Source organism: Streptomyces odontomachicola (assembly GCF_039605595.1).
GTDB lineage: Bacteria > Actinomycetota > Actinomycetes > Streptomycetales > Streptomycetaceae > Streptomyces.
Map to the genome: position 1 here is coordinate 423,504 of NZ_JBCFOK010000007.1, position 9,963 is coordinate 433,466.

Genomic DNA, 9,963 nt, shown 5'->3' on the forward strand with positions numbered 1-9,963 from the left:
TGTCACCGTGATGTCACTGTGCACGTAGCAGAAACGTCCCGAGAGACCAAAAGGTTCCCGGTTTACCGCGTTTCCACACGTCCTTGACCACCCTCCGTCAGCATCTGACCGTACCAGCGCACCGTTTCACACTTACCGGGAGTGCATCCACTGCCGCATGACGGACATCAGGTGATCGGTGTCCACCGGCTTGGTGACGTAGTCCGAGGCGCCCGCCTCGATGCTCTTCTCGCGGTCGCCCTTCATCGCCTTCGCGGTCAGCGCGATGATCGGCAGCCCGGCGAACTGCGGCATCTTGCGGATCGCCGCGGTCGTCGCGTAGCCGTCCATCTCCGGCATCATGATGTCCATCAGCACCACGGCGACGTCGTCGTGCTGCTCCAGGACCTCGATGCCCTCCCGGCCGTTCTCCGCGTAGAGCACTTGGAGGCCGTGCTGCTCCAGCACGCTGGTCAGCGCGAAGACGTTGCGGATGTCGTCGTCGACGATCAGCACCTTCTCACCCGAGAAGTCGCCCCCGGGCCCGGGGTCCACCAGGTCCTGCCCGCTGTGCAGCCAGGACTCGTCCTGCGCGCCTCCGGAGCCGCCCGTCTCGCGCTGCCCGTTGCCGTGCGCCGACTGCGGGCTCGGCTGCGCCTCCGGGGGCAGCGCCACGCCCTCCAGGGCCTCGGCGCTTCGCTGGCGCCGCCGCCTGGCCAGCGAGGCGGCCGCGCGCTCGGCCTCGGCCGCCGCGGCCTCCACCGGGTCGTCGGCCGCCCCGGCGCCCGCCTCGGCGCCGTCCGCGCCCTCCTCGGTACGCCCTGACCCGTCGCCCGCCGCGTGCTCGGAGGGCCCCGCCGCGTCCGACTGCTCGGGCGTGCGCGCGTGGCCCCCGTCCTCGGCCTCCGCGCCGGACCCGCCGTCAGATCCCGTACCGCCGTGGCTTTCTGACGGTACGTCGGACTCCGCGGGCTCCTGGGCCTGGGCGGGGCCCGGCTGCTCGACAGGCTCGGCCGCCGCCGCGCCTGTCGAGGCCGCGGCGGAGATGGCCAGGGTGCCGGAGCCGAGCTGCGGGTAGCCCTGCGGCGGCAGCTCGGTCGGGTTCATCGGCAGGTACAGCGTGAAGGTCGAGCCGCGGCCCGCCTCGCTGGCCGCGTAGATCTCGCCGCCCAGCAGCCGGGCGATCTCGCGGCTGATGGAGAGGCCGAGCCCCGTACCGCCGTACTTGCGGCTCGTGGTGCCGTCCGCCTGCTTGAACGCCTCGAAGATCACCCGCATCTTGCTGGCCGCGATCCCGATGCCGGTGTCGGTCACCGAGAACGCGATCAGGTCCGCGTCCGCGTCCCGCAGCGAGCCGTGCTCCAGCATCTGCTCCAGGATCTGGTCCGGTACGTCCCCGCGCGCCGAGCGGATGACCAGCTCCACCGCGCCGCTGTCGGTGAACTTCACCGCGTTGGAGAGCAGATTGCGCAGCACCTGGAGCAGCCGCTGCTCGTCGGTGTGCAGCGTGGCCGGCAGCTCCGGCGAGACCCGTACGGAGAAGTCCAGGCCCTTCTCGGCGGTGAGCGGCCGGAACGTGGCCTCCACGTAGTCCACGAGCTGGACCAGCGCGATCCGCGTCGGGCTCACGTCCATCTTGCCCGCCTCGACCTTCGACAGGTCGAGGATGTCGTTGATCAGCTGGAGCAGGTCGGACCCCGCCCCGTGGATCGTCTCGGCGAACTCGACCTGCTTCGGCGAGAGGTTGCCCTCCGCGTTGTCCGCGAGCAGCTTGGCGAGGATGAGCAGCGAGTTGAGCGGGGTGCGCAGCTCGTGCGACATGTTCGCCAGGAACTCCGACTTGTAGCGCATCGAGACCGAGAGCTGCTCGGCGCGCTCCTCCAGGACCTGGCGCGCCTCCTCGATCTCGCGGTTCTTGATCTCGATGTCGCTGTTGGTCTGCGCGAGCTGCTCGGCCTTCTCCTCCAGCTGCGCGTTGGACTCCTGGAGCGCCTTCTGCCGGTTCTCCAGCTCGGCGGAACGCTCCTTCAACTGCTCGGTGAGCTCCTGCGACTGACGCAGCAGCATCTCGGTCTTGGTGTTGACGGAGATGGTGTTGACCGAGGTCGCGATCATCTCCGCGATCTGGCTGAGGAAGTCCTTCTGGATCTGCGTGAAGGGCTGGAAGGACGCCAGCTCGATCACGCCGAGCACGGTGCCCTCGAAGACCACCGGCAGCACGATCACGTTCGCGGGCGGCGCCTCGCCGAGCCCCGAAGCGATCTTGAGGTACCCGGGCGGCGCGTTCTCCACCAGGATCGAGCGCTTCTCCTGGGCCGCCGTCCCGACCAGCGACTCGCCGGGCCCGAAGGTGGTCGGCATGGTGCCGGTCGAGTAGCCGTAGCTGCCCAGCATCCGCAGCTCGTACGAGCCCTCGCCGCCCTCCACGGCGCCGACCCCCTTGCCGTCGCCGTCCTCGCTGGTGGGAACGGCGAGGAAGAAGGCGCCGTGCTGCGCGGAGACCACCGGGGTCAGCTCGCTCATGATGAGCCCGCCGACGTCGTTGAGGTCCCGGCGGCCCTGCATCAGGCCGGAGATCCGCGCGAGGTTGCCCTTGAGCCAGTCCTGCTCCTGGTTGGCCAGGGTGGTCTCGCGCAGGTTGGTGATCATCGTGTTGAGGTAGCCCTGGAGCTGGAGGATCTCGCCGGCGGCCTCCACGTCGATGCGCACGTTGTGGTCGCCGCGGGTCACGGCCGTGGCCACCTCGGCGATCGCGCGCACCTGGCGGGTCAGGTTGCCCGCCATCTCGTTCACCGACTCGGTGAGGTCCTTCCACACGCCGGCCACGCCCTGCACCCGCGCCTGGCCGCCCAGCTCGCCCTCGGTGCCCACCTCGCGGGCCACCCGCGTCACCTGGTCGGCGAAGGAGCTGAGCTGGTCGACCATCGTGTTGATGGTCGTCTTGAGCTCGAGGATCTCGCCGTTCGCCTCGATGTCGATCTTCTTGGTGAGGTCGCCGTTGGCGATGGCGGTGGTGACCATGGCGATGTTCCGCACCTGACCGGTGAGGTTCTGCGCCATGGAGTTCACCGACTCGGTGAGGTCCTTCCAGGTGCCGGCCACACCGGCGACCCGTGCCTGGCCGCCCAGCACGCCGTCCGTGCCCACCTCGCGCGCGACCCTGGTCACCTGGTCGGCGAACGAACTCAGGGTCGTGACCATGGTGTTGACGGTGTCGGCGAGCTGCGCGACCTCGCCGGACGCCTCGACGGTGACCTTCTTGGTGAGGTCGCCGTTGGCGACCGCCGTGGCCACCTGGGAGATGTTCCGCACCTGGCTGGTCAGGTTGTTGGCCATCAGGTTGACGTTGTCGGTCAGGTCCTTCCAGATGCCCGACACGTTGCGCACCCGCGCCTGGCCGCCGAGCTGCCCGTCCGTACCCACCTCGCGGGCCACGCGCGTGACCTGCTCGGCGAACGAACTCAGCGTCTCCACCATGGTGTTCACGGTGGTGACCAGCGCGAGCACCTCGCCCTTGGCGTCCACGGTGATCTTCTTGGACAGGTCTCCCTGCGCCACGGCGGTGGTGACCTCGGCGATGTTCCGCACCTGCGAGGTGAGGTTGTTCGCCATGAAGTTCACCGACTGCGTGAGGTCCTTCCACGTGCCGGCGACGCCCTTGACCTCCGCCTGGCCGCCCAGGATGCCCTCGGTGCCCACCTCGCGGGCCACCCGCGTGACCTGCTCGGCGAACGAACTGAGCTGGTCCACCATCGTGTTGATGGTCGTCTTCAGCTCCAGGATCTCGCCGCGCGCGTCCACCTCGATCTTCTGCGAGAGGTCACCGCGCGCGACGGCCGTGGCCACCTGCGAGATGTTCCGCACCTGCGCGGTGAGGTTCCCGGCCATGAAGTTCACCGAGTCCGTCAGATCGCGCCACACGCCGGCCACGCCGGGCACCTGCGCCTGACCGCCCAGCCGTCCCTCCGTACCGACCTCGCGGGCGACCCTGGTCACCTGCTCGGCGAACGCGGAGAGCTGGTCGACCATCGTGTTGATGGTGTTCTTGAGCTCCAGGATCTCGCCGCGCGCGTCCACCTCGATCTTCTGCGAGAGGTCGCCGCGCGCCACCGCCGTCGTCACCTGGGCGATCTGGCGCACCTGCGAGGTGAGGTTCCCCGCCATGAAGTTCACGGAGTCCGTGAGGTCCTTCCAGGTGCCGGACACGCCGTCCACCCGCGCCTGGTTGCCCAGCCGTCCCTCGGTGCCCACCTCGCGCGCCATCCGCGTGACCTGCTCGGCGAAGGAGCTGAGCTGGTCCACCATCGTGTTCACGGTGTTCTTGAGCTGGAGCATCTCGCCGGAGACGTCCACGGTGACCTTCTGCGACAGGTCGCCGTTGGCCACAGCCGTGGTCACCTGCGCGATGTTGCGCACCTGACCCGTCAGGTTCCGGAACGCGGTGTTGACCGAGTCCGTCAGGTCCTTCCACGTGCCGGCGGCGCCGGGCACCTGGGCCTGGCCGCCCAGCTCGCCCTCGACGCCGATCTCCCGCGCGACGCGGGTGACTTCGGCGCCGAACGCCGAGAGCTGGTCCACCATGGTGTTGACGGTGTTCTTCAACTCCAGCATCTCGCCGGACACATCGACGGTGACCTTCTGCGACAGGTCACCGTTGGCCACAGCCGTCGTCACCTGCGCGATGTCCCGGACCTGACCCGTCAGGTTCCGGAAAGCCGTGTTGACCGAGTCCGTCAGGTCCTTCCAGATGCCGGCAGCGCCGGGCACCTGCGCCTGACCTCCGAGCACGCCCTCGGTGCCGACCTCGTTGGCCCCGCGGGTCACCTCGTCGGCGAAGGTACGGAGGGTCTCGGTCATGGTGTTGATGGTCTCGGCGAGCTGCGCGACCTCGCCGCGCGCGTTCACCGTGACCTTCTGCGACAGGTCGCCGTTCGCGACCGCGGTGGTGACCTGCGCGATCTCGCGGACCTGCGAGGTCAGGTTGCCCGCCATGAGGTTGACGGAGTCGGTGAGGTCCTTCCACACGCCCGCGACGCCCTGCACGCGCGCCTGGCCGCCCAGCTCGCCCTCGGTGCCCACCTCGCGGGCCACCCGGGTCACCTCGGACTGGAACGAGGAGAGCTGGTCCACCATGGTGTTCACGGTGTTCTTGAGCTCCAGCATCTCGCCGGCCACGTGCACGGTGACCTTGCGCGAGAGGTCGCCCTTGGCCACCGCAGTGGTCACCAGCGCGATGTCCCGCACCTGCGCCGTGAGCCGGGAGGCCATGGTGTTGACGGAGTCCGTGAGGTCCTTCCACGAGCCGGACATGCCGCGCACCCGCGCCTGACCGCCGAGCTTGCCCTCCGTACCGACCTCGCTGGCGACCCTGGTCACCTCGTCGGTGAAGGTGGAGAGCTGGTCGACCAGGCCGTTGACCGTGCGGCCGACCTTCAGGAACTCGCCGCGCAGCGGGTGACCCGCTCCGTCCGATCCCCGCGAGCGGAGGTCCATCCGCTGCTCCAGGTCGCCGTCCGCGACCGCGGAGAGGACCCTGCCGACCTCGGAGACGGGACGCACCAGGTCATCCACCAGCGCGTTCGCGTTGTCGATCGCGGAAGCCCAGGAGCCCTCGCAGGTGCCGGGATCCAGCCGCTCTGTGAGCTTGCCGTCCCGGCCGACCACTCTGCGTACCCGCGCGAGCTCGCCCGTGAGATGCAGGTTCTGATCGGCGACCTCGTTGAAGACCGCCGAGATCTCCGCCATCGGCCCCTCGCCGGTGACGGTCAGACGCTTGCGGAAGTTGCCGTCCCGCATCGACACCAACGCGGACAGCAGCCTGTTCAGCGCCGCCGCATCGACCTCGACCGTCCCGCTCTTCCGGGAGCGTCCGCCCTTCGCGCGCGTGTTGGTGCTACGCGCCGCCGCGCCAGACTCCACCGTGTCCCTCCCGCAGGGCCGTCCGTTCCACCCGGGCCTTTACTCCGAGCCTTCCCAGTGTTTCACCCTGCCCGAACCAGGCGATAACAGTTCGGCAGCATGGCACACCGCTCTCCGCCCGGTCCCGGACGGAAAACACCGGCATCCGGCGCCCGCGTATACAGCGAACGTAAGTAACCTGGCATCCGGCTGTCCATCCGCCCCCGCCCACTGAGACGGGGTGTCCCGGCCGACCGGGCGGCGGTGCAGGGGGCAGCGATGTGAACGAAGGGCAACGGAGGGGCGCTGCGGTGAGGCAAGAGCAGGGCGCCGGGCGCGCGGGTGCACCCGCCGACGGCGTGGGGACCGTCACCGCGTCAGTGACCACGCAGCGCACACCGGAGACCACGCCCGGCCACCAACGGAATGCCATGGGGAGACCAGTGATCACCGCACGGGCCGCGGCCACCTTCGAACCGGTCGGGCGCTCGGTGGCCACGGCCCGTGCCTTCGTACGCGACACCCTCCAGGGCTGGGGCCTCGGCGACATCGTCGACGACGCCGTCGTGCTGACCAGCGAGCTGGTCACCAACGCGGTCGTGCACGCGGGAACGGCCGCCGAGGTCATCTGCCTCCGCGAGGAGGACTGCGTACGCGTCGAGGTCGTCGACCGCTACCCCGAGCGCGAACTCCCCCTCCAGGACCCCGGGCACATCACCGCGAACCCGGACAGGGAGGGAGGTCGCGGACTGCTCCTGTGCGCCGCGCTCGCCTCCCGCTGGGGCGTCGACTACACCGCGGCGGACAAACGCGTGTGGTTCCGCCTCGACCTGCCCGAGCGCGCCGTGGGCACCCGTACGGCGGGGCCCGCGCTGCCCGACACCGCGCTGCCCGTGGCCGACGCGCGGGTCCACGTCGCGGTGATCCAGATCGACCGCAGCGGCGCCATCTCCGCATGGAACGACGGCGCGCAGCAGCTCTTCGGCTATCCGGCCGAGCAGGTCGTCGGCAAGCCCCTCACCGACCTCGCGGCCTGGCCGCACACCCCGGGCACCGGCACGGGAATCGCCGAGGCGCTCCAACTCTCCCGCTGGGAGGGCTCGTACGGTGTACGCGGCGCCGACGGCCGCACCATCCCCGTCTACGCCTCCCACCTGCGCGTACGGGACAGCGACGGCGAGCCCTCCACGGTGTGCCTGCTCGTGCGCGACCACGAGCGCGCCGTCCTGCAGTCCCCGCAGCGCGCGCCCGCCGGCGACAGCGGCCGGCAGCAGGAGGGCGAACAGGCGGGCACGGCCGACCCGTTCGAGGTCTTCATCGGCTCCCCCGCGCCGGACGACCTGGACGGGCTGCTCCAGCGCACCGTCGAGCGCGCCCGCGACATGCTCGACGGCGACGCCGCGTACCTCCTCCTCGCCACCGACGACGAGACCGAGCTGGAGGTGCGCGCCTCCACCGGGCTCCCCTCCGCGCGCCAGCGCTTCGCCCGCGTACCGGTCGAGGCCGGCAGCGGACGGTACGGCTCTGCGCGCATGCCCTCCGTGCACGAGGACCTGACCGTGGTGCCGGGCGCGGTCCCGCTCCTCGCGGGCACCGGCATGCGCTCCGTGGTCACGGTGCCGCTCAAGGTCGAGGGCCGGCTCACGGGCTCGGTCGGCGTCGCCGCCGAGACCCCGGGGCGGTACACCAACGAGGAGGCCCTGCGCCTCCAGTTCGCAGCCGACCGCATCGCGCTGGCCGTCGAGCGCGCCCGCCTCACCGAGCTGGAGAAGCTGCGCCGCGGCTCGCTCTCCTTCCTCGTCGAGGCCTCCGACCTGCTCGCCGGCACCCTCGACCGGGACCAGACCCTGGCGCTCATGGCCCAGATGACCGTCCCCACGCTCGCCACCTGGTGCGCCGTGTACACCGTCGCCGACCAGGGCTCGGACCCCAAACTCAGCTACGTCCTGCACGAGGACGAGGACCGCATCGACAGCCTCAAGGCCCTGCTCGCCAAGGTCGACCCGCCGGACCCGGTCCCCACCCCGGGCGCCCGCGTCTGGACGGCCCCCTCCGACGCCGCGCACTCCGCGGCCCTGCGTACGTCGCTGCGCAGCGTCGTCATGGGCGAGGAGGACCGGCACCTCTCACCGGGCGCCTCACTGGCCACAGCGGCCGCTGTGGGCGGCGAGACGGTCGTCCTGCCGCTCGTCGCCCGCAACCGCGTCATCGGCATGCTCACCCTCGGCAAGCCCACCGACGAGCGCTTCCGCCAGGAGATCCTGGAACTCGCCGAGGACCTCTCCCGCCGCGCGGCCCTCGCCCTGGACAACGCGCGCCTCTACTCCGAGCGCACCGCCATCAGCCAGTCCCTCCAACGCAGCCTGCTGCCCCCGGAGTTGCCGGAGATCTCAGGCGGCGTCGAGGTCGAGGTCATCTACCGCGCCGCGGGCGAGGGCAACGAGGTCGGCGGCGACTTCTACGACGTCTTCCAGATCAGCGAGGGCACGTACGGATTCGCCATCGGCGACGTCTGCGGCACGGGCCCCGAGGCCGCGGCCGTCACCGGCCTGGCCCGGCACGCCCTGCGCCTCCTGGGCCGCGAGGGCCTCGGCGGCCCCGCCGTCCTGGAACGCCTCAACGCCGCCATCCTCGACGAGGGCGCCCGCAGCCGCTTCCTGACCCTGCTGTACGGCGAGATGCGCCCGCAGGAGGACGGCAGCGCCGAGCTCAAGGTCGTCTGCGCCGGCCATCCGCTGCCCCTGCGACTGCGCCCCGACGGTACCGTCGAGCCGGCCGCCGAACCCCAGCCCCTGCTGGGCGTCATGGACGACCTGGAGCTGTACGAGCAGACCGTCACCCTCGACCCGGGCGACGTCCTCCTCTGCGTCACCGACGGCGTCACCGAACGCCGTGAGGGCACCCGCATGCTGGGCGACGACGGCCTCGCCGACGTCCTCACCACCTGTACGGGGCTCAACGCGGGCGCCGTCGCCGCGCGCATCATGCGCGCCGTGGAGCGCTTCGCCAGCGACGCGCCGTCCGACGACATGGCGATCCTCGCGATGCGCGTCCCCACCGAGTGACCGAGTGGGAAAACTAAGAAGGCCCCCGCCTTCCGGCGGGGGCCTTCTCATTGCTCAACTTCCTTCGTGAGAGCCCCAAAGCGGAATCGAACCGCTGACCTTCTCCTTACCATGGAGACGCTCTGCCGACTGAGCTATTGGGGCCTGCCGCTTCGCTCTCGCGTTCGCAGCGGTGTAAACCTTACACGACATCGGCGGGTGCTCTCGACCACCCGCCGACGTCTTCCGCACCTGTTCAGGCCGGTTCGCTGAGCAGTCCCCCGAGCGCATTGCAGGCCGACACCATCCGGTGCAGATCCCGCTTGGTCATCCCCGCCCAGAGCGGCAGCGCCAGCGTCTCCGCGACGGCCCGCTCGGTCTCCGGCAGCCACAAGTCCACCTGGAACTGCGGCAGTCGGTGCGCCGGATTCTTCACCGGTACGTGGCACCGCACCCCGCGCCCGCGCAACGCCTGCTTGAACGCGTCACGGTCGGGCCGCCCGTTCCCCGGCACCCGCACCACATAGTCCGTGTACGCGTGCTCAACTCCCTGTGCCACGTGGGGTATCTCCACCCCGCGCAGTCGCCGGTCGAGATATGCGGCATGCTGCCGGCGCCGCACGGCGTCCACCGCCGTCACCCGCGACCCCACGTCCGGGCCGCCGAACTCCACGACCGGCAGCCCGAGTCGCTGGCCTGCTTCGAGCAGGCACACCATGTCCGCGGGATGCCCGAAGAGATGTACGGGTGCGATGGCGCTGGTACGCGGTGTCACGGCGGCCTCGGCTGACTTCGGGTCCAGGCAGAGGCTCAGCGGATCGATGTCCGCGAACACCGGTCGGGCGCCCACCCCCCGCACGGCCTCGGCTGCCTCCTCGCCCCCGAAGGACGGCAGCACCACGTCATCCCCGGCCCGGACACCTGCGGCGGTCAACCGTGTCGATCCCATGCCACGGATGTTGTCCACGCCACATGAACTCCACGTGACACAACGCAAAAAAGCCGTGGTCTCCGAACTCAACGTTCGGAGACCACGACCTGT

The 9,963-nt window shown here is 70.5% G+C and carries 3 protein-coding genes and 1 tRNA gene; 1 reads left to right on the forward strand and 3 read right to left on the reverse strand.

The genetic code is table 11. From position 1 onward, the window contains the following. Positions 1-132 precede the first annotated feature (132 nt). Positions 133-5,898, reverse strand: coding sequence for a HAMP domain-containing protein (locus ABEE00_RS16280; protein ID WP_345746179.1), 5,766 nt, complete (start codon positions 5,896-5,898; stop codon positions 133-135). Positions 5,899-6,308: 410 nt separating this feature from the next. Between ABEE00_RS16280 and ABEE00_RS16285 the strand changes: the two genes are divergently transcribed. Further along, a complete protein-coding gene (locus ABEE00_RS16285; protein WP_345746180.1) occupies positions 6,309-8,942 on the forward strand; it encodes a SpoIIE family protein phosphatase in 2,634 nt (877 codons plus the stop codon). 71 nt (positions 8,943-9,013) lie between these two features. On the opposite strand, the gene ABEE00_RS16290 is transcribed toward ABEE00_RS16285, so the two are convergent. Next, positions 9,014-9,086, reverse strand: a tRNA-Thr gene (locus ABEE00_RS16290). A gap of 91 nt (positions 9,087-9,177) precedes the next feature. Then, positions 9,178-9,870, reverse strand: a complete 693-nt coding sequence (locus ABEE00_RS16295; RefSeq protein WP_345746181.1) for a DegT/DnrJ/EryC1/StrS family aminotransferase — start codon at positions 9,868-9,870, stop codon at positions 9,178-9,180. Positions 9,871-9,963 lie beyond the last annotated feature (93 nt).